General features: G+C 69.2%; 14 protein-coding genes and 1 tRNA gene. 13 read left to right on the top strand and 2 right to left on the bottom strand.

Annotation, left to right across the window (positions count from 1 at the left end):
* Positions 1–8 precede the first annotated feature (8 nt).
* Entirely contained in the window at positions 9–1,976 is a 1,968-nt protein-coding gene (acs, locus tag CGU34_RS11820; RefSeq protein ID WP_100814182.1) for an acetate--CoA ligase, read from the bottom strand.
* A 736-nt stretch (positions 1,977–2,712) separates the two neighbouring features.
* Here acs and CGU34_RS11815 point away from each other — a divergent pair.
* From CGU34_RS11815 to CGU34_RS11770, 10 genes are all read left to right on the top strand, one after another.
* Complete coding sequence (locus CGU34_RS11815; protein WP_232711666.1) at positions 2,713–3,696, top strand: TadA family conjugal transfer-associated ATPase; 984 nt, start codon at positions 2,713–2,715, stop codon at positions 3,694–3,696.
* Positions 3,684–4,613: a type II secretion system F family protein gene (locus CGU34_RS11810; RefSeq protein WP_232711657.1), complete on the top strand. Its 930-nt coding sequence runs from the start codon at positions 3,684–3,686 to the stop codon at positions 4,611–4,613. The genes CGU34_RS11815 and CGU34_RS11810 overlap by 13 nt, the downstream gene beginning before the upstream one ends.
* 140 nt (positions 4,614–4,753) lie before the next feature.
* Positions 4,754–4,957, top strand: coding sequence for a DUF4244 domain-containing protein (locus CGU34_RS11805; RefSeq protein ID WP_100814180.1), 204 nt, complete (start codon positions 4,754–4,756; stop codon positions 4,955–4,957).
* Entirely contained in the window at positions 4,954–5,346 is a 393-nt protein-coding gene (locus tag CGU34_RS11800; RefSeq protein WP_232711656.1) for a TadE/TadG family type IV pilus assembly protein, read from the top strand. Before CGU34_RS11805 ends, CGU34_RS11800 begins: the two co-directional genes overlap by 4 nt.
* 86 nt (positions 5,347–5,432) lie before the next feature.
* The gene (locus CGU34_RS11795; RefSeq protein ID WP_100814179.1) at positions 5,433–5,753 is read left to right on the top strand and encodes an Rv3654c family TadE-like protein; all 321 of its coding nucleotides are present in this window, start codon (positions 5,433–5,435) and stop codon (positions 5,751–5,753) included.
* A gap of 72 nt (positions 5,754–5,825) precedes the next feature.
* A complete protein-coding gene (gene topA / locus CGU34_RS11790; RefSeq protein ID WP_036301768.1) occupies positions 5,826–8,540 on the top strand; it encodes a type I DNA topoisomerase in 2,715 nt (904 codons plus the stop codon).
* Positions 8,540–9,190: a dTMP kinase gene (gene tmk, locus CGU34_RS11785; RefSeq protein ID WP_051514201.1), complete on the top strand. Its 651-nt coding sequence runs from the start codon at positions 8,540–8,542 to the stop codon at positions 9,188–9,190. Before topA ends, tmk begins: the two co-directional genes overlap by 1 nt.
* Before the next feature lie 168 nt (positions 9,191–9,358).
* Positions 9,359–10,519, top strand: coding sequence for a DNA polymerase III subunit delta' (locus CGU34_RS11780; RefSeq protein ID WP_036301770.1), 1,161 nt, complete (start codon positions 9,359–9,361; stop codon positions 10,517–10,519).
* Positions 10,516–12,063, top strand: a complete 1,548-nt coding sequence (locus CGU34_RS11775; protein WP_440344738.1) for an alpha/beta hydrolase — start codon at positions 10,516–10,518, stop codon at positions 12,061–12,063. The genes CGU34_RS11780 and CGU34_RS11775 overlap by 4 nt, the downstream gene beginning before the upstream one ends.
* Positions 12,064–12,262: 199 nt before the next feature.
* Positions 12,263–12,338, top strand: a tRNA-Thr gene (locus CGU34_RS11770).
* 116 nt (positions 12,339–12,454) lie between these two features.
* Here CGU34_RS11770 and CGU34_RS11765 read toward each other — a convergent pair.
* On the bottom strand, positions 12,455–13,450 hold the full coding sequence (locus CGU34_RS11765) for a LacI family DNA-binding transcriptional regulator (RefSeq protein WP_232711655.1): 996 nt from the start codon (positions 13,448–13,450) through the stop codon (positions 12,455–12,457).
* Positions 13,451–13,606: 156 nt separating this feature from the next.
* Between CGU34_RS11765 and CGU34_RS11760 the strand changes: the two genes are divergently transcribed.
* From CGU34_RS11760 to CGU34_RS11750, 3 genes are all read left to right on the top strand, one after another.
* Positions 13,607–14,956, top strand: a complete 1,350-nt coding sequence (locus CGU34_RS11760; RefSeq protein WP_051514204.1) for an MFS transporter — start codon at positions 13,607–13,609, stop codon at positions 14,954–14,956.
* Between the two features lie 64 nt (positions 14,957–15,020).
* Complete coding sequence (locus CGU34_RS11755) at positions 15,021–17,516, top strand: alpha-L-rhamnosidase (protein ID WP_036301777.1); 2,496 nt, start codon at positions 15,021–15,023, stop codon at positions 17,514–17,516.
* Positions 17,513–19,762 (top strand): glycoside hydrolase family 3 C-terminal domain-containing protein, encoded by a 2,250-nt coding sequence (locus CGU34_RS11750; RefSeq protein WP_036301779.1) that lies wholly within the window; start codon positions 17,513–17,515, stop codon positions 19,760–19,762. Before CGU34_RS11755 ends, CGU34_RS11750 begins: the two co-directional genes overlap by 4 nt.

Raw genomic sequence — 19,762 nt, 5'->3', positions numbered from 1 at the left:
TCCTGTGATCAGCGCACCTGAGCGCTGATCACGCTCATGACCATCGTGTCGGCGAGGGTCGTGGTGTCCCCGACATCCCGGCCTTCCGCAACATCCCGCAACAGGCGCCGCATGATCTTGCCCGACCGGGTCTTCGGCAGCTCGGCGACGATGTAGACGTCGCGCGGACGCGCGATGGGTCCGATCTGCTCACCGACCCACGCGCGTAGCGCCTGCGCAAGACCATCGGGGGAGTGCTTGTCGAGGTAGCTCTGCTTGATGATCACGAACGCGACAACGGCCTGGCCGGTGGTCTCGTCGGATGCCCCGACCACGGCGGCCTCGGCCGTCGCCTCGTGCGCAACGAGCGCCGATTCGATCTCGGCCGTCGAGAGGCGGTGGCCCGAGACGTTCATCACGTCGTCGACCCGGCCGAGCAGCCAGATGTCGCCGTCGTCGTCGAGACGCGCGCCGTCACCCGCGAAGTAGAACCCCTGATCAGCAAACTTTTCCCAATACGTCTCGACGTATCGGTCGGGGTCGCCCCAGATGCCGCGCAGCATGCTCGGCCACGGCTTCGTCGCGACGAGCAGCCCACCGTTGCCGGTGCCGACGTGCTCGCCCGCGTCGTCCACCACGTCGATCGAGATGCCCGGAATCGGCACCTGCGCGCTGCCGGGCTTGGTCGTCGTCACGGCGGGGAGCGCCGAAATCATGATCGCGCCGGTCTCGGTCTGCCACCAGGTGTCGACGATCGGCGCCTTGCCCGCACCGATGACCTCGCGGTACCACATCCAGGCCTCGGGGTTGATGGGTTCGCCGACCGAGCCGAGCACGCGCAGGCTCGACAGGTCGAACTTCTGCGGAATCGCTCGCCCGAGCTTCATGAACGAGCGGATGGCGGTGGGCGCGGTGTAGAAGATGCTCACGCCGTACTTCTCGATGATCTCCCACCAGCGGCCCGGATGCGGGGTGTCGGGCGTGCCCTCGTAGAGTACCTGTGTGGCGCCGTTGGCGAGGGGCCCGTAGGCGACGTACGAGTGTCCGGTGATCCATCCGACGTCCGCCGTGCACCAGTAGACGTCCGTCTCGGGACGCAGATCGAAGACGTTGCGGTGCGTGAAGGCGGCCTGGGTGAGGTATCCGCCCGACGTGTGCAGAATGCCCTTGGGCTTACCCGTCGTGCCCGAGGTGTACAGGATGAAGAGGGGATTCTCGGCGGGGAAGGGCTGCGCCTCGTGATCCGCGGATGCCTCGGGCACCACGTCGTGCCACCACACGTCGCGCCCCTCGGTCCAGTCGACCTCGTTCTCGCCCCGACGCACGACCAGCACGTGCTCGACGCTCGCCTGTACACCCGAGCCGTTGCGGTCGGCGAGCGCCATGTCGACGGCGGGTTTGAGGGCCGATACTTTGCCCTTGCGGTAGCCGCCATCCGCCGTGATCACGACTTTTGCGCCCGCGTCGTCGATGCGCGATCGCAGGCTGTCCGCCGAGAAGCCCCCGAAGATCACCGAGTGGATGGCTCCCAGGCGCGCGACGGCGAGCATGGAGGCGATCGCTTCCGGAATCATCGGCAGGTAGATCGCGACGCGGTCGCCGGCCTCCACGCCGAGGTCGGTAAGCGCGTTGGCGACGCGCTTGACCTCGTCCGTCAGCTCGGCATAGGTGATGCGGCGTTCGTCGCCGATCTCGCCCTCCCAATACAGGGCGATGCGGTCGCCGTTTCCTGCCTCGACGTGGCGGTCGAGGCAGTTGTAGGCGACGTTCAGCTCGCCATCGTCGAACCACTTCGCGAAGGGCGGGTTGGTCCAGTCCAAGGTGCGGGTGAACGGGGTCGACCAGTGCAGCAGATCCCGTGCCTGATCGGCCCAAAAACCCTCGCGGTCTGCGGTCGCACGCTCGTACAGAGCTGCCGCGGCCGAGCCGTCGGCGAATCCCTCGGGCGGCGCGAAGTGCCGGGTCTCGTTGAGCAGGTGGTCGATCTGGCTGGACATGGATGCGCGCTCCTTTGTGCGTGGCAGCGCCGGCGTTCGGGACGCCGGGTGTCGTCACTGCGAATGTACCGGCGTCATCGTCGGCGAGACTACCGCCGAAAGTCGGTGTTGCGAGGCGGTGTTTTCCGCGTCGTGTGCCGCTGTGGGGAGGCCGCCGACTGATATACCACCTGATCTGCCCGTTTTGTCAGCGTCAAGCCAACTTCTGTGCGTATGCTCTTTGGCGGCCGAACATTCGATTCTGGCATTGCGATGTCCCCTCGCGGACGTCGTTCGGCGGCATCCCGTTCCCCCCACGGGATGCCGCCTTCCTTTCCATGCGCCTCGAGCGCCGTGTGCGTGCGCCATCCGCACGACACGGGTTAAACACTCCGCGGGTCGGTTCTCTGCAGCGGCATGGCGGGATGTGCTCGTGCGGACGGCGCGGGCTGATAGCAGCCGCATTCGTCCTCCCCAACGAGGTGGTCGCGGTGCGGGTCCCCGGATCGACATCACAGCGGCTCGTGGATGGGCCGCGGGTCTCTAACCTCGCTGCATGCCGCCTCCGTTTGTCCCCGCGCCACCGGCCACCGTTGTTCGTGCACCCGTGAACGAACGAGGCGTGGCGGCATTCCGCGGGCGAGCGGATGGTTTTGTGCCCGTGTTCGCGGGCGGCACGCAGAATGCCGGGGCCTCACCTTCGGGATTCGTCAGCGGGCTGGTCGACGCATCCGCTCTGGTCGACGCGTCCGCTCGGGTGGACGCATCCGGGACGGTCCACGCGCCTGGGTTCACGGAACATCCACCCCAACTCGCGCCGCTCGCTGCCTATCTCGACGACCCGACGGTCACGGATGTCTTCGTCAACGGTGCGCGCGGGCTCTGGGTCGATCGCGGTGCGGGGGCGGTCCGCGATCCCTCGTGGCGCGCCGATGAGGACGCGGTTCGCGAACTCGCGCTCGGACTGATCGGCCTCGGCGGTCGCCATATCGATGAGGCATGTCCGGCGGTTGATGTGCGTCTGGCGTCCGGGATCCGGATCCACGCCGTCCTGCCGCCGATCTCGACGGGCGGCACCACGGTGTCGATCCGGATCCCGCGGGTGGTGCGGCCGACACTCGACGACCTGGACCGGCGCGAGATGTTTCGCGCACACCCCGCGGCGCTGCCGTGGCTTCGCTCGCTCGTGACCGACCGGGTCAACGTCCTGGTGACGGGCGCGGCAGGCAGCGGCAAGACGACACTGCTCGCGGCGCTCTTGGCGGAGGCCCCCGCATCCGATCGGATCGTGACGATCGAGGATGTCGCCGAGCTCACCATCGCCCATCCGCACCATGTCGCGCTCGAGGCGCGACAGGCGAACCTCGAGGGTGCGGGAGGCATCGGCCTCGCGCGGCTCGTGCGCGAGGCTCTGCGAATGCGCCCGGATCGCCTCGTGCTGGGGGAGTGCCGCGGCGACGAGGTGCGTGAACTCTTGGCGGCACTCAACACCGGCCACGACGGCGGAGCGGGAACGGTTCACGCGAGCGGACTGCGTGAGGTTCCGGCCCGGCTGGAGGCGCTCGGGGCGCTGGCGGGTCTCGACGATGTCGCCCTGGCGCGGCAGGCGGTCAGCGCGATCGGAGCCGTAGTGCACGTGGCTCGGATGGGCGACGGACGTCGTGCGCTGGTCGGCGCGGGTCGGCTCGCGCTCGACGGGGATCGGCTGACAATCATGGAGCAGGCGCCGTGGCTGGTCTGAAGCGGACGGCCCGAGCGTCGCCAGACGGCGGACCGGCGGCTGTCGCGGACGTCGCGCGGCGGGCCGCGGTGCTGGTACAGGCGGGTGTCGCTCCCCGGGTCGTGTGGCGTTATCTCGCCGATACGGATGCGTCGGCCGCGGCAGTCCTCGCCGACCTCGAACGTGGTGTGCCCGAGGCGGTGGCCATTGCGGCGCGCGGGGAGTCGTGGCGCGAGTTCGCCGTGGCATGGGCCGTGGCGTCCGCGGTGGGCGCAGCGCTCGCCGAGGCGTTGCGCTCCTTCGCGCACGGTCTGCGTGATGCGGCCGAGGCGCTCGACGACGTGACCGTCGCCCTGGCCGATCCCGCCGCGACCGCGCGGCTCATGCTGTGGCTGCCCGTGGTGGGGCTGCTGATGGGGATCGCCCTGGGGTTTGACACCCTCGGCATCCTGTTCACCGACCCGAGGGGACTCGTGTGTCTCGCGGGCGGGCTCGCCCTCGTCGTCGCGGCGCGTGCCTGGACGGCGAAGCTCATCCGGCGCGCCCGCCCCGGGCCGGGTCTTCCGGGGATCGACGCCGAGCTCTTCGCGATTGCGCTGAGCGGCGGGGTGTCGATCGACGCCGCAGCCGTCCAGGTCGGGCGTGCGCGCGCCGCGATCGGAGCGGAGCGCGGCGAATCCGAGACGGTCATCCCCGCCGAGGTACAGGACGTGCTCAAGCTCTCGCGAGCGGCCGGCGTGCCCGCGGTCGAGCTTCTGCGTGCCGAGTCGGCGAGCGCCCGTCACCGGGCGCGGGTCGAGGGCAGGTTGCGAGCCTCCAAGCTCGGCACCCGGTTGCTCCTGCCTCTCGGCGTCTGCACGCTCCCGTCGTTCCTGCTGCTGTCGGTTGCACCCCTCGTGCTGTCGATCCTCGGCACCACCGCCCTACCCGCCCTATAGAGGAGGTACCACCGCATTGCTCGCCTGGCACGAGTTGTCGCTCACGCCCCCCGAGAGCCGCAATGAGTGCCAGGGGAATCCCCTGCGGCCCACGACCCGGGCCCGTTCGTTCGAACCGACCACATATAGAGAGGTACATCATGAAGGACCCCTTCACCCCCCGAGCCGTTCGCGCCGCACGCCGCAGACTGCTCGAGGACGACGCCGGAGCAGCCACGGCCGAGTATGCGATCGCCACGATGGCAGCCGTGGCATTTGCCGGCCTGCTTGTCGTGATCATGCGCAGCGACGAGGTGCGCGGCATCCTCACCGACCTCGTCCGCCGTGCCCTCACGGTGGCGTGAACGCGCGCCGGGTCGCTCGCCTGTGCCGGGTCGTTCGCCTCTGCCCAACCGCACGACTCGGTGATCGAGGCTCTGTTGCGGCCGAGTTCGCCGTCACGCTGCCGGCCGCTCTGCTGCTGATCCTGATCGGTATCGGCGCCGTGAGCGCCGGGGCACAGACCGCCCGTCTGCAGGGTGCGGCGGCGGATGCGGCACGCCTGATCGCCCGCGGAGAGGTCCAGCTCGCAGAGTCCCTCGTCGGAAGGGTGCCCGGCGCGGCGGCGATGCGGGCCGACGAGGGCGACCGACTCGTGTGCGTCACGCTGTCCGCACCCGTCGCCGTGCCGGGACTCGCGGCGGCCGGGTTCGACGCTTCCGCCCGGGCCTGCGCCGCCGCAGGCGGTGGCTGATGACTCGCGCCGCCGCGGGTGGTCGCTGATGGCTCGCGCCGCCGCGGGCGGTCGCTGATGGCTCGCGCCGCCGCGGGCGGTCGCTGATGCCGGGCACGATTCTGGTCGTCGGGTCGATGTTGGCGACCGCGACCCTCACGATCGGGCTCGCCGCGACGGGCGGGGCGGCGGTCGTCGCTCGCCGTGCGGCAGGCGCGGCCGACAATGCCGCGATCGCCGCGGCCGACACCGTGTCGGGCGCGCTGCCGGGTGAGCCGTGCCAACGCGCGGCGGAGGTGGCCGAGGCATTCGGAGCTCGCTTGATCGACTGCGGCACCGACGATCTCGATGCGATCGTCACGGTCGAGGTGCCGTTCGCCGGGATGGTGACGACCGCGCGGGCGCGGGCCGGCCCGCCCAGCAGCTGAGGGGGTGCGGAGCCGCCCCGACCCGGCTCACAGTCTGCGGTGTGTATGGTGTGCATCGGAGAAAGGACCCCCGTGGCCACCAGCAAGAAGCTCGTCATCGTCGAGTCTCCGACGAAGATGAAGTCGATCCAGTCGTACCTCGGCGACGACTACGAAGTGTTGTCGTCTGTCGGACACATCCGTGATCTCGCCGACAAGAAGGACATCCCCGCCGACCTGAAGAAGACCTCGGTCGGTAAGTACTCGATCGACATCGAGAACGACTTCGCCCCCTTTTACGTCGAGAGCGACCGCGGCAAGAAGACCGTCGCCGAACTCAAGCGAGCGCTCAAGGGTGCCGACGAACTCCTGTTGGCCACTGATGAGGACCGCGAGGGCGAAGCCATCGCGTGGCACCTGCTCGAAACGCTCAAGCCGAAGGTCCCGGTCAAGCGCATGGTGTTCCACGAGATCACCAAAGACGCGATCCAGGCCGCCGTCGAGAAGACGCGCGAGCTCGACCACGACCTCGTCGACGCGCAAGAGACCCGCCGCATCCTCGACCGTCTGTACGGCTGGGACGTCTCGCCCGTGCTCTGGCGCAAGATCGGCTCCGGCAGCAACGGCGCCGCCCTCTCGGCCGGCCGCGTCCAGTCCGCCGCCACGCGCCTCGTCGTCGACCGCGAGCGCGAGCGCATCGCCTTCGTCGGCGCCAACTACTGGGACATCGAGGCTCAGGTAGAGAAGGATGCCTCCGCCTTCGGCGTCAAACTCGTCCGCATCGACGGCGCGGCCATCGCGCGCGGAACCGACTTCGATGACAAGGGTCAGCTGAAGAAGGCCGTGGTCGTGCTCGACGAGGCCGCGGCCCGCCAACTCGCAACCGACGTGCAGACGGCGGGGGAGGCATCCGTCACCCGCGTCGAGGCCAAGCCCGGTACGCGCAGCCCGTACGCCCCTTTCACGACCTCGACGATGCAGCAGGAGGCCGGTCGCAAGCTCTCGATGAGCGCGAAGCACGCCATGAGCGTCGCTCAGCGGCTGTACGAAAAGGGTTACATCACCTACATGCGAACCGACTCGGTGTCGCTGGGTACGCAGGCGATCCAGGCCGCGCGCGAGCAGGCCGTGCAGCTGTACGGCTCGGCGGCCGTGCCCCTCAACCCCCGCGTCTACAAGAGCAAGAGCAAGAACGCCCAAGAGGCGCACGAGGCGATCCGTCCTTCGGGCGAGCACTTCCGCACCCCTGCGTCGCTGAGTGGATCGCTCGATCGCGACGAACAGCGCCTGTACGACCTGATCTGGAAGCGCACCGTCGCGAGCCAGATGGCCGACGCCAAGTACGAGACCACCACCGTGACCCTCGAGGTCGCAGCGGGTGAGCGCCGCGTCGAGTTCACCGCATCCGGCACCGTTTACACCTTCAAGGGATTCCTCGAGGCATACGAAGAAGGCCGGGACGAGAAGCGCGGCGACGCCGACAAGGCCGACGACCAGTCGCTGCCGCAGGTCGCCGTCGGCGACGCGCTGCAGGTCACCGAGGTCGAGCCCAAGGGCCACCAGACCACCCCGAAGCCGCGCTACACCGAGGCATCCCTCGTCAAGGCGCTGGAGGAGAAGGGGATCGGGCGCCCGTCGACCTTCGCGAGCATCATCGACACGATCCTCGACCGCGGGTACGTCACCAAGCGCGGCCAGGCCCTCGTGCCGAGCTGGATCGCCTTCAGCGTCGTGCGGCTGCTGGAGGAGAACTTCCCCGACCTGATCGACTACGACTTCACGGCCGCACTCGAGGACGACCTCGACGCGATCGCCCGCGGCGAGCAGGGCCGGGTGTCGTGGCTGCGCGAGTTCTACTTCGGATCCGAGGATCACGCGGGGCTGCGCAACATCGTCGACAACCTCGGCGAGATCGATGCCCGCGAACTCAACTCGCGCCCGGTATCGGAGGGCGTGACGCTCCGCATCGGCAAGTACGGCCCCTACCTCGAGGTCGTCGACCCCGCCAACCCGGAGGCGGACCCGCGCCGCGTGAATGTGCCGGAGGATCTCGCGCCCGACGAACTCACCCCCGCCAAGGCGCAGGAGCTCATCGAGGCACCCGTCGCCGGGGATCGTGTGCTCGGCGAGCACCCCGAGACGCACAAGCTCATCGTCGTCAAGGACGGCCGCTACGGCCCCTACGTGCAGGAGCTCGAGCCCGAAGAACCCGCCGGCGTGGACGAGGCGACCGGCGAGATCGTCGACGCCCCCGCACCGAAGAAGCGCGGCGCGAAGAAAGAGGTCGCGCCCAAGCCCCGCACCGCCTCGCTGTTCAAGAGCATGTCGGTCGACACGATCGACCTCGAGACGGCCCTGCGCCTGCTCGAACTGCCCCGCACGGTCGGCACCGACCCCGAATCGGGCGAGGTCATCACGGCGCAGAACGGCCGGTACGGACCGTACCTGAAGAAGGGCACGGACTCGCGTTCGCTCGAGAACGAGCAGCAGATCTTCGACATCGACCTGCCCGGCGCGCTCGCCGTGTACGCCCTGCCGAAGTACGGCGCCCGCCGCCCGTCGAGTGCGCTCAAGGAATTCGAGGCGGACCCGGTCAGCGGCAAGCCGATCCGCATCCGCGACGGCCGCTTCGGCGCCTATGTGACCGACGGCGAGACGAACGCGACCATCCCGCGCGGTGAGAGCGTCGAAGACATCGACTTCGAACGTGCCGTGCAGATCCTCGCCGACAAGCGGGCGAAGGGTCCCGCGCCCAAGCGCACCGCTCGCAAGCCCGCCGCCCGCAAGGCGCCGGCCAAGAAGAAGTGATGACGGATGCCGGGGGCGCTGCGGTAACCCGGCGCCCGGGCCTGTGGGTCACGCTCGAGGGCGGCGACGGCGCCGGAAAGACGACGCAGGCCGCCCTGCTGCAGGAGTGGCTCGAGGCATCCGGTCGCAACGTCGTCCGCACGCGCGAGCCCGGCGGCACCGAGGTCGGTGTGCTGATCCGCGACATCGTGCTGCACCACCGGGGCGAGGTGGCGCCGCGCGCCGAGGCGCTGCTCTACGCGGCCGACCGTGCTCAGCACGTCCAGACGCTGGTGCTTCCGGCGCTCGAGCGCGGCGACGTGGTCGTGCAGGATCGCTACCTCGATTCATCCGTCGCGTATCAGGGCGCCGGACGAGTGCTCGACGCCACCGAGGTGCGGGACCTCTCGCTGTGGGCGACGGGCGGGCAACTGCCCGACGTGACGATTCTGCTCGACCTCGATCCGGCTGCCGCGCGAGCCCGACTCGACGCCGATGACAAGCCGTTCGATCGGCTCGAGGCCGAGCGCGAAGACTTTCACACCCGCGTACGCACCGCCTTCCTCGATCTGGCCTCGGCCGAGCCGGGGAGGTTCCTCGTGCTCGACGCGACCCTTACCGCCGACGAGCTCGCCGCGCGCGTGCGAGCCCGTATCGAACCCCTGCTGTAATCCACGGTCGGCAGGGCGTCGCGCCGGTGTGCGGCCCCGGCGCGGACAACATTCCGGAACATTCGGCCTCGGCGGGGCCGAACGGACCTCCGCGGAGCCGAATAGACAAGTCATCCGGAGTGTTGTGCGCCGATGGGATGCGTCGGACGCCGCGGCTAGTCTGGGGGAGTGCCCAGCCCCGTCCCCGCAGCCCTTCCCTGGGGCGCCGTCTGGGGTCAGGACGCCGCCGTCGCATCGCTGTCCGCCGCGGCGAGCGGTGATGCCGAGGGGATGACGCACGCCTGGCTGCTCACTGGCCCCCCGGGTTCGGGGCGCTCCACCCTCGCCTACGCGTTCGCCGCGGCGCTCATCGCGAACGACGAGCACGATCAGGGTGCGATGCGCCAGGTGCTCGCGGGCACACATCCAGACCTCACCGCGCTCCGCACCGAGCGTGTCATCATCACGATCGACGAGGCCCGCAAGCTCGTCGAGCGCGCTGCATATTCACCCTCGCTCGGGCGTCACCGCGTGATCGTCGTCGAGGACGCGGACCGGATGACCGAGCGCACCTCCAACGTCCTGCTCAAGTCGCTCGAAGAGCCGCCCGAGCGCACGGTGTGGATTCTGTGCGCGCCCAGCGAGGCCGACCTGCTGCCAACCATCCGCTCCCGCGTCCGGTCGGTGCGGCTGCGCGAGCCCGAGGTTGCGGACGTGGCGCGCCTCGTCGCCGAGCGCACCGGTGCATCGCCCGAGATCGCCGAGCAGGCCGCACGGCACGCGCAGCGGCACATCGGTATGGCCCAGCGCCTCGCCACGGACGAATCCGCCCGCGCGAGGCGCGAAGAGACGCTGCGTGCCGTGCTCGCGGTCCGCAACGTCGGGGACGTCGTGACGGTCGCCGCTCGTATCGTCGAGGTCGCGACCGACGATGCCAAGGCGCTCACGGCAGAGCGCGACGCGACCGAGCGTGCCGAATTCCTCCGCACGATCGGCGTCACGGAGGGCCAGGCGGTGCCGCCCGCGGTCCGCTCGCAGTTGAGTGCCCTCGACGAAGACCAGAAGCGTCGCGCCACGCGGAGCCTCCGAGATGGCATCGACCGCGTCCTCACCGACCTGCAGTCGATGTTCCGCGACATCGTCATGCTGCAGTTCGGCCGCGACACCGACCTCGTGAACGTCGAACTCGAGCCGGAACTGCGTGCCGCCGCATCCGCGTGGACGCCCCAACGAACGCTTGCGGTGCTGGATCAGCTGCAGGTGACCCGTCGTAACCTTGAACAGAATGCCGCGCCGGCTCTCGCCCTCGAGAGCATGCTCGTGACCGCGGCGACCGGAAGGATCTCGTGACCCGTACCGAACGCCGCGGCCCCGCACGTCTTGCGGGCCGCATCCTGCGTGCCTCGATCGCCCTGGTGGCGGCCTCCGTGATGTTGAGCGGATGCCTCTATGCGGCCATTCCCGAGGACGCGACCTCGTCCGCGCCCGCGATAGAAGACCCGACGACGCTCGACGGTTTCTACGAGCAGGAGGTCTCGTGGAGCGACTGCGGCGGCTTCGAGTGCGCGATGGTCGCGGCCCCGCTGGACTGGGAAGACCCTTCGGCCGGAACCATCGGGCTCTCGGTCATCCGCTCGGCCGCGACCGGGTCCGACCGGATCGGATCCCTCCTGACGAACCCCGGCGGCCCCGGTGCGAGCGGTGTCTCGCTCATCCGCGACTCGCTCGACTTCGCGGTCGGGTCCGCGCTGCAGGAGTCCTACGACATCATCGGTTTCGACCCGCGCGGGGTGGGGGAGTCGACGGCCGTGCGCTGCTTCGACGCCGCCGACATGGACGCCTACCTCTACGACCTGCCGGCAAACCCGCGAGGTTCGGCCGAGTGGGAGGCGGAGCTGACCGACCGGAACACCGCGTTCGCCGATGCCTGTGAGGACAACAGTCAGGGCATCCTGCCGTTCATCAACACGGTCAGCGCTGCGCGCGACATGGATCTGCTGCGCGCCGTGCTCGGCGACGACGAGCTGTACTACCTCGGGTATTCGTACGGTACCTTCCTCGGCGCGACGTATGCCGACCTGTACCCCGAGAACGTGGGGCGCATGGTGCTGGATGGGGCGATCGATCCGTCCATCTCGGGTCTCGAGGTCGGCACCGAGCAGGCGATCGGGTTCGAGAACGCGCTGCGGGCGTACATGGCGGACTGCCTGACGACGCAGGAATGCCCGTTCCGCGGGTCGGTGGATCAGGCGATGGCAGACCTCGGTGCGCTTCTGGCGAGTGTCGACCGCACGCCGCTTCCCGCCAGCGATGGGCGGGAGCTCGGCGCGGACAGCCTGGTGACGGCCATCGTCGCCGCCCTGTACTCGCAGGAGAGCTGGGGCTTCCTGACGCAGGCGCTCAACGAAGCGCTCCAGGGTGATCCCGAGACGGCCTTCCTGCTGGCTGACTTCTACAACGGTCGGGAGGGCGGTGTGTACACCGATAACTCTGCCGAGGCCTTCCGCGCCTACAACTGCATGGACTACCCGGTGGACGGCTCGCAGGCGGATCAGGATGCATCCAATGCCCGCATCGACGCTGAGGCCCCGACGATCGCGCCGTACTGGGAAGGCCCCGACCCGTGTGATGTGTGGCCGTACGAACCGACCGGAACGCGGGGACCGATCGCTGCGGCCGGTGCTGCGCCGATCCTGGTCGTGGGGACCACGGGTGACCCCGCGACCCCGTACGCCTGGTCGGTGGCCCTGGCCGAACAGCTCGAGTCCGGCACCCTGATCACGAACGTGGGGGAGGGGCACACGGGCTACAACAAGGGCAACGTGTGCGTTGACGACGCGGTCGAGGCGTACCTGATCGACGGCACCGTGCCACCGGACGGGCTCTGCGAGTAGCACCCGCGCCGCGCAGCCCGCGGGGTGCCGAGTGCGCCAAGTGTTGCCGAGTGCGCCACCTGTTCGCCGGGCGTCAGGGGTGCATTCGGTACTAACCGGTGCACTCGGCGTGGCAGGTCGAGGTGCGGTCGCGCGCGAGTTCACGGCGCGGCTCGGCAGCCTGTAAGATCGTTGCTTGTGCATCGCGCAAGCGGCGCGCGCCACCTTAGCTCAGACGGCAGAGCGATTCACTCGTAATGAATAGGTCAAGGGTTCGATTCCCTTAGGTGGCTCCACAAAACCCCAGGTCAACTCGCGGCAGCTTGGCGTCGCGAATCGCTCGCGGCCCGGAGGTGAACCAGTAGCCCGGTCATGACCTCCGGTCCGAGTCGGATCAGGATGTGCAGTCGGATCAGGCGGTCGACTCGCGCACCCGCAGAGTGACCTGCGGGCTGTGCTGCCGACGAGGCGGATCCTCGCCGGCGGCGGCCGCCAGAGCAAGGTCGGCGAAGTACCGGCCGAGCCCCTCGTCGTCGACGTGGACGGTCGAGAGAGACGGGACGAACACGCTGGAGATGGGAGCGTCGTCGTGACCGATCACGGCGATGTCGCGGGGCACGGCGATTCCCTCGCGGAGGGCGGCGCCGACGACGAGGGCCGCGACGTCGTCGTTGTACGCGACGATGCCGGTAACCCCAGCCTGCCGCCAGCCGCTCACGATCTCGCGGACGTTCGCGGCGTCGACGGCGGCGTGTGGGATGTCCTCGATGCCGTGTTGTCGTGCGGTCGCGGCGGCGAGTTCGTATCGGGATGCCGCCAGTTCGGCGAGGCGCGGATCCGCTGACGCCGCGTAGGCCAGCCGTCGGCGCTGGCGCTCGACGAGGTGTTCGACCTGTAGGCGGGGGCCCTGGCTGAAGCTGAAGGGCTGCTCGTCGTCCTCGGTGGACTCGGTCGGCTGCGGGATGACGGCGCCCACGCCCGACGCGCGGATCTCGTCGAACAGCTCCTCGCCGAACGGGAGCATTCCCATCACGACGTCGGGCTGCAGGGTCTCCCAGAGCGGTCGTGCGTTTCCGCCCGGATGAGGTGTCATCGTCACGAGCGAGTAACCCGCTTGGTCGAGGGCCGCGGATGCTTCGTCGACATGGCGGCGCATGCTGTAGTCGATCGGCCAGTCGGGGAGCACGAGGAGGATGATCCTGTTGCGCCCGCTCGCGAGGGCCTGGGCGGCCAGGTGCGGGCGGTAGCCGAGTCGTCGCGCTGCGGCCAGGACCTTCTCTTGGGTCGCCTCTGAGATGGTCTGGCCCGGAGTCGAGTTCAGGACGAAGCCGACGGTGGCGCGAGAAACACCCACCTCACGGGCGATGTCCGCCGCGGTCACCCGTCGCTCTGCTGTCCTGTCCGACACGGATCCTCCGGGTTCATGGTATTGCTTCAGGGGCTGGTCTCTTGTCGGCCGACGGTGCCTCGCAAAATAACTTGCGCGTGCTAGTAGTCTCCGCTACTCTGCTGCAAGCTAGCTCGCGCTAGTAATCCTCTCGCAATTGTGACAATGGAGTCTTCTATGACGATGCACTCGGACGACGCTGCGGCCTTCCCGCTCGCGGCACCGCAATCCCTCCCCGCCGTTCCCGGTGCGCTCGACGAGGTCGTGATCGACCCGAGCGTCCCGCCGACGGGTCAGAAGGCCAGCGCGTCGTATATCTGGTTCCAGGTTCTCGGCCAGTTCGGTGTTTTCGTCGCCTTCATCACCCCGCTGGCGATCTCGTTGTCGATCCGACTGTCCGAGCTCGCGCCCGGCCGCGAAGAGTATCTGGGCTACATCGCCGGCTCGGGCGCGCTGGCCGTCATGCTGACCGCTCCGCTGTTCGGGGTCCTGAGCGACCGCACGCGCACTCGCTGGGGACGCCGTCGGCCCTTCATGGTCGCGGGGATGACGCTCGGCGTTCTCTCGCTCGTCGTCATGGCCCTCGCCCCGAATGTCTGGGTGCTGGGCGCGGGATGGATCCTGGCCCAGATCGGTTGGGGTCAGGTCTTCCAGAATCTGCAGACCTCGATGGCCGACAAGCTCTCCGAGACCCAGCGCGGCAAGGTGGCCGGTCTGGCCGGCTTCGCGACCCAGGTGGCTCCCGTTGTCGGTGTCGTGATCGCGGGCAGCTTCGCGGGTAACGCGCTCCTGCTGTTCCTTCTGCCCGGCCTGATCGGCGTCATCGCCGTCATCCTGTTCGTTCTGTTCACGCGTGAAGCGGACACGCGCGGTGCGCGCTTCGCCGACACGCTCTCGCTCGGCACGCTCTTCAGCAAGTACCTCTACAACCCGCGGACATACCCCGACTTCTCCTGGGTCTGGCTCGGGCGCTTCCTCTTCTACTTCGGTCTGACCCTCAACACCACGTTCACCGCATTCTTCTTCGCGTCGAGGCTCGGCGTGGACGTCGTCGAGGTCGCTCCGATCATCGCGTCGCTCGGCCTCTTCGGCATCCTCGCAACCACGGTCGGCGCGATCGGTGGCGGATTCCTTTCCGACAAGCTCCGCCGTCGTCGCCTGTTCGTGCTTGCCGGTGCCGTCCTGTTCGCGGCGGGCGCGATCGTGATGGCTTTCGCCGCCGACATCACCATGCTGTACGCGGGATCGCTCATCACGTCGGTCGGTATCGGAATGTTCGCCGCCGTCGACCAGGCGCTGATCCTCGACGTCCTGCCGGAAAAGGATACGAACGCGGGACGCTTCATGGGCATCATCGGCTTCGCCGTGTCGATCCCGCAGGCCGTCGCCCCGTTCATCGCCCCGGTGTTCCTTGCGGTCGGCGCGTCGGCGGTCGGTGACAAGAACTACACCCTGCTGTACATCGTCGCGGGGATTTTCACGGTCCTCGGCGGCCTGGTCGTGTTGAAGGTGCGCTCCGTCCGCTGAGGGCCGGCCGGTCCATCGGTCGACGATCAGCACCCCGAACATCCGCTCTCCGAGGAGTTTCATCGTGCCCATCGCCCCGTCCGCCGCGTTCATCACCCCCGTCACCTCGACGGGGGCGAGCGGCGAACCCGCCGCGTACCTGCGCCGCGAGTTCGCGGTCGCCGAGCAGCCCGTTCGCGCGACTCTGCGGGTGACGGCGCTCGGCCTCATCGAACCGCACCTGAACGGCGAGGTGGTCGGTGCCGAGGTCCTCGCGCCCGGGTGGACGTCGTACCGTCACCGGCTCGCGGTCAGCACGCACGATGTGACCGGGGGCATCGTCGTCGGCGGCAATGCCCTCGGCGCGGTGCTCGGCGAAGGCTGGGCGCTGGGCCGACTCGGCTGGGACGGTGTGCGCAATCACTTCGCGGACCGCCCGGCAGCATGGCTGCACCTCGAGCTCGAGTACGCCGACGGTTCGGTCGACGTGATCGCGACCGACACCGCCTTTCGGGCGGGCACCGGGGGCGTCGGGGTCAACAGCATCTACGACGGCGAAACCTACGACGCCCGGGTCGAGCCGACCGGGTGGGACACCTTCGGCTTCGACGACTCCGCCTGGGGCGACGTGGAGTCGTTCGACTGGTCGGCAGACACGCTGTTCGAGGCATCCGCTCCGCCGATCCGCCGCATCGACGCGCTCGTTCCCGTCGAGATTCTGAGCACGCCCGCCGGCCGCACCGTCGTCGACTTCGGGCAGAACGTCTCGGGTTGGGTGCGCATCTCGGTCGAGGGCCCGGCCGGTACCGAGATCACGCTCCGCCACGCCGAGGTGATGACGGGCGGTGAGCCCGACTACGAGACGATCCGGACCGCGCGGGCGACCGACCGCTACACGCTCGCCGGTGAGGGGCGCGAGACGTGGGAGCCGCGCTTCACGTTCCACGGATTCCGCTACGTGGAGGTCGAGGGATGGCCGGGCGTCCCCACGCCCGACGATTTCCAGGCCGTCGTCATCCACTCCGATATGACGCGCACCGGATGGCTCGAGACCTCGAATCCGTTGCTGAACAAGCTGCACTCCAACGCGGTCTGGTCGATGCGCGGAAACTTCGTGGGCGTTCCCACGGACTGTCCGCAGCGGGACGAGCGCCTCGGCTGGACGGGGGACATCAACGCCTTCACCCCGTCTGCCGCCTTCCTGTACGACGTGCGTGGGGTGCTCGGGTCGTGGCTGCAGGACCTCGCCGCGGAACAGCGCGAGAAGGGATTCGTGCCCTGGGTCGTGCCCGACGTCCTCTCGACGCCGTCCTCGCCGACCGCGCTCTGGAGCGATGTCGCGGTCAGCCTGCCGTGGGCCCTGTACCGCGAGTACGGCGACGAGCAGATCCTCGCCCATGCGTACGCGTCGATGACCACGTTCATCCGTCAGGTCGCCGCGTCGCTCGATGCGAACGGCCTCTGGAGCGGGGGCTTCCAGTTCGGGGACTGGCTCGACCCGGACGCGCCCGAGAACAATCCGGCCGGCGGGAAGACCGACCGGCACCTCGTCGCCGCCGCCTACCTCTGCCGGACGACCCGCGAGATGACCGAGACCGCACGCATCCTGGATCGATCCGACGATGCCGACGAGTTCGAGCGGCTCTCCGAACGTGTTCGGCGGGCATTCCTCGACGAGTACGTCACCGCCCGCGGCCGCGTCGTCAACGAGACGGCAACCGCCTACGCGCTCGCGATCGTCTTCGACATCCTCGACGATGCTCAGAAAAAGCACGCCGGTGACCGGCTGGCCGAGATCGTCGCGCAGGCCGCCTACCGGATCTCGACGGGCTTCGCGGGAACCCCGCTCGTCACCGACGCCCTCTCGTCGACGGGGCACCTCGACGCGGCGTACCTGATGCTGCTCGAGACGGGATGCCCGTCGTTCCTGTACCCGGTCACGATGGGCGCGACCACGATCTGGGAGCGGTGGGACTCGGTGCGTCCCGACGGCACCATCAACCCGTCGGGCATGACCTCCCTGAACCACTACGCGCTCGGCGCGGTCGTGGACTGGATGCATCGCACCATCGGGGGGCTGACCCTGCTCGAACCCGGGTACCGCCGCATGCGGATCGCCCCTCGGCCCGGCGGCGACCTGACCTCGGCGTCGCTGCGCCACGACACGGTGCACGGCCCGGTGCGCGTCGAGTGGGCGGTGGACTCCGGCTCGGCGCGGGTCACGGTCGAGATCCCGCGCGGCACGTCGGCTGAGGTCGTCCTGCCGCTGCACCCCGAGGGACTCACGGCGGAGGTGACGGATGCGGGGGAGCACTCGTGGACGTACGCGCTGCCGGATGGGCCCGCCCCGGTCGCCCTCAGCCTCGACTCGACCCTGCGCGAGGTTTCCGATGACCCCGCGGCATGGCGGCGATTCACCGACGTCTTCGGCACCCACTTTCCGGGGGTTCCCCTGGACGCCAAGGCGCCGGAGGCGGCCGCGATGACGATCGCGACGCTGCTCGAGTACATCCCCGGTGCCTCCGACGCCCTCCGGGCGGAACTCGAACGATCCCTCACGCAGACCGGAGCGGCCTCATGAATCCCGACCTCACCTCCCTGACCCTCGAGCAGAAGGCAGCGCTTCTCTCCGGGCGCGACTTCTGGAGCACGAAGGAGATCCCCGAGGCGGGCATCCCGTCCATCGTGCTGACGGACGGACCCCACGGCATCCGTCGTCAGACCGGCGGGTCCGACCACCTGGGCATCAACGCCGCCGAGCCGTCGACCTGTTTTCCGCCGGCCGTCGCCGTCGGCTCGAGCTGGGATCCCGAGATCGCGCGCCAGGTGGGCGCTGCCGTCGGCCGAGAGGCGCTGGCTTTCGGCGTTTCCGTCGTCCTGGGCCCCGGCGTCAACATCAAGCGGTCCCCCCTGTGCGGCCGGAACTTCGAGTACTACTCCGAAGACCCGCTGCTCTCGGGCGTGCTGGGCGCGGCTCACGTGGCGGCCATGCAAGAGGTCGGTCCCGGGGCATCCGTGAAGCACTTCGCCGCCAACAATCAGGAGCACGAGCGGATGCGGATCAGCTCCGACGTCGACGAGCGGACGCTGCGGGAGATATACCTGCCCGCTTTCGAGCGTGTCGTCACCGAGGCTCAACCGGCCACCGTGATGGCCTCGTACAACAAGATCAACGGCGTTTATGCGTCGCAGAATCCGTGGCTGCTCACAGACGTCCTGCGTACCGAGTGGGGCTTCGCGGGCGCGGTCGTCTCGGACTGGGGCGCCGTGAGCGATCGCGTGGCGGCAGTCGCGGCCGGTATGGACCTGGAGATGCCCGGCAGTGGCGGATCGACCGATCAGCAGATCGTCGACGCGGTGCGGAGCGGACGGCTGGATGAGAGCGTGTTGGACGAGGCCGTTCGCCGCGTCGTCCAGCTCGCGCGCCTGCCGCACACGGCGAGCGGCGAGCTGGATGTCGAGGGGCACCACGCCCTCGCCCGGACGCTCGCCGCGGACTCCATCGTCCTGCTGAAGAACGAGCAGGCCACACTCCCGCTCGGGGCGCCCTCCCGCATCGCTGTTGTCGGTGCTTTTGCGGTCGAACCGCGATTCCAGGGAGGCGGAAGCTCCCACATCAACGCGACGCGAACGGACGCCGCTCTCGACAGCATCCGCGAGCACGCCGGTGCCCGGGGGATCGGTGTGGAATACGCTCCGGGCTTCGTCCTGGCCGACGCGGAGGGCGCCGAGCAGCACCGCCGGGAAGCGGTCTCGGTCGCCTCGGGCGCGGGCGTCGCGATCGTGTTCGCCGGGCTCAGCGACCGCGAAGAGTCCGAGGGTTTCGACCGGACGACGCTCTCGTTGCCGGGTGCGCAGATCGCCGTGATTCGCGAGGTCGCGGCCGTCGCCGAGCGCACGGTCGTCGTGCTCTCCAACGGGGGCGTCGTATCGCTCGAGGGGTGGCACGACGAGGTCGACGCGATCGTGGAGGGTTGGTTACTCGGTCAGGCGGGCGGGTCGGCTATCGCCGACGTGCTCTTCGGCGTCGTGAATCCGTCGGGGCACCTCGCGGAAACCATCCCGCTGCGTCTGCAGGACAACCCGAGCTGGAACAACTTCCCGGGCGAGCAGGGTCACGTGCGCTACGGCGAGGGCGTGATGGTCGGGTACCGCCACTACGAGACCGCGGCCCAGCCGGTGCGTTACCCGTTCGGGTACGGGCTCAGCTACACCACGTTCGAGACCGGCGACCTGCGGGTCGAGACCACAGGGTCGGACACCGCCGCCGTGACGGTCACGGTCACGAACACGGGCGCTGTGGCGGGCAAGCACGTCGTTCAGCTCTATGTATCGACCACGGCCGGTCCGGTGCGCCGGGCGGCCCGCGAACTCCGCGCGTTCACGAAGGTCCGGCTCGAGCCGGGCGAGTCCCGCACGGTCGAGTTCGCTCTCGATCGGCGAGCGTTCGCGTACTGGGACATCGAGTCGGCCGGATGGGTCGTGCCCGCGGGCGACTACGCGATCCAGATCGGCGAGGACGTCTCGCGCATCGTTGCAGAACAGACGATCACGTTGGCCGGAGACATCCGCGTCCGTCCGCTGACCCTCGAGTCGGCGGTGGGCGAGTGGTTCGCGCATCCCGTCGTCGGTCCCGTTCTGATGCAGGGGCTGAGCGCGGGGATGACCGACGAACAGCGCAAGCACTCCGAGAAGAACCCGGACGAGCTGAAGATGGTGGAGTCCATGCCGATGCGGCAGTTCCTCGCCTTCACCGGCGGCGCCTTCCCGCCGGAGGCGCTGGAGCAGTTGATGCAGCTGAGCCGCGCCTCGGCGGTCGCCGTGTGA

Source organism: Microbacterium lacus (genome assembly GCF_002812805.1).
In the GTDB taxonomy this organism is placed as follows: domain Bacteria; phylum Actinomycetota; class Actinomycetes; order Actinomycetales; family Microbacteriaceae; genus Microbacterium; species Microbacterium lacus_A.
Note: the sequence above shows the minus strand (reverse complement) of the source record. Positions and strands in the feature narration are given on the sequence as shown.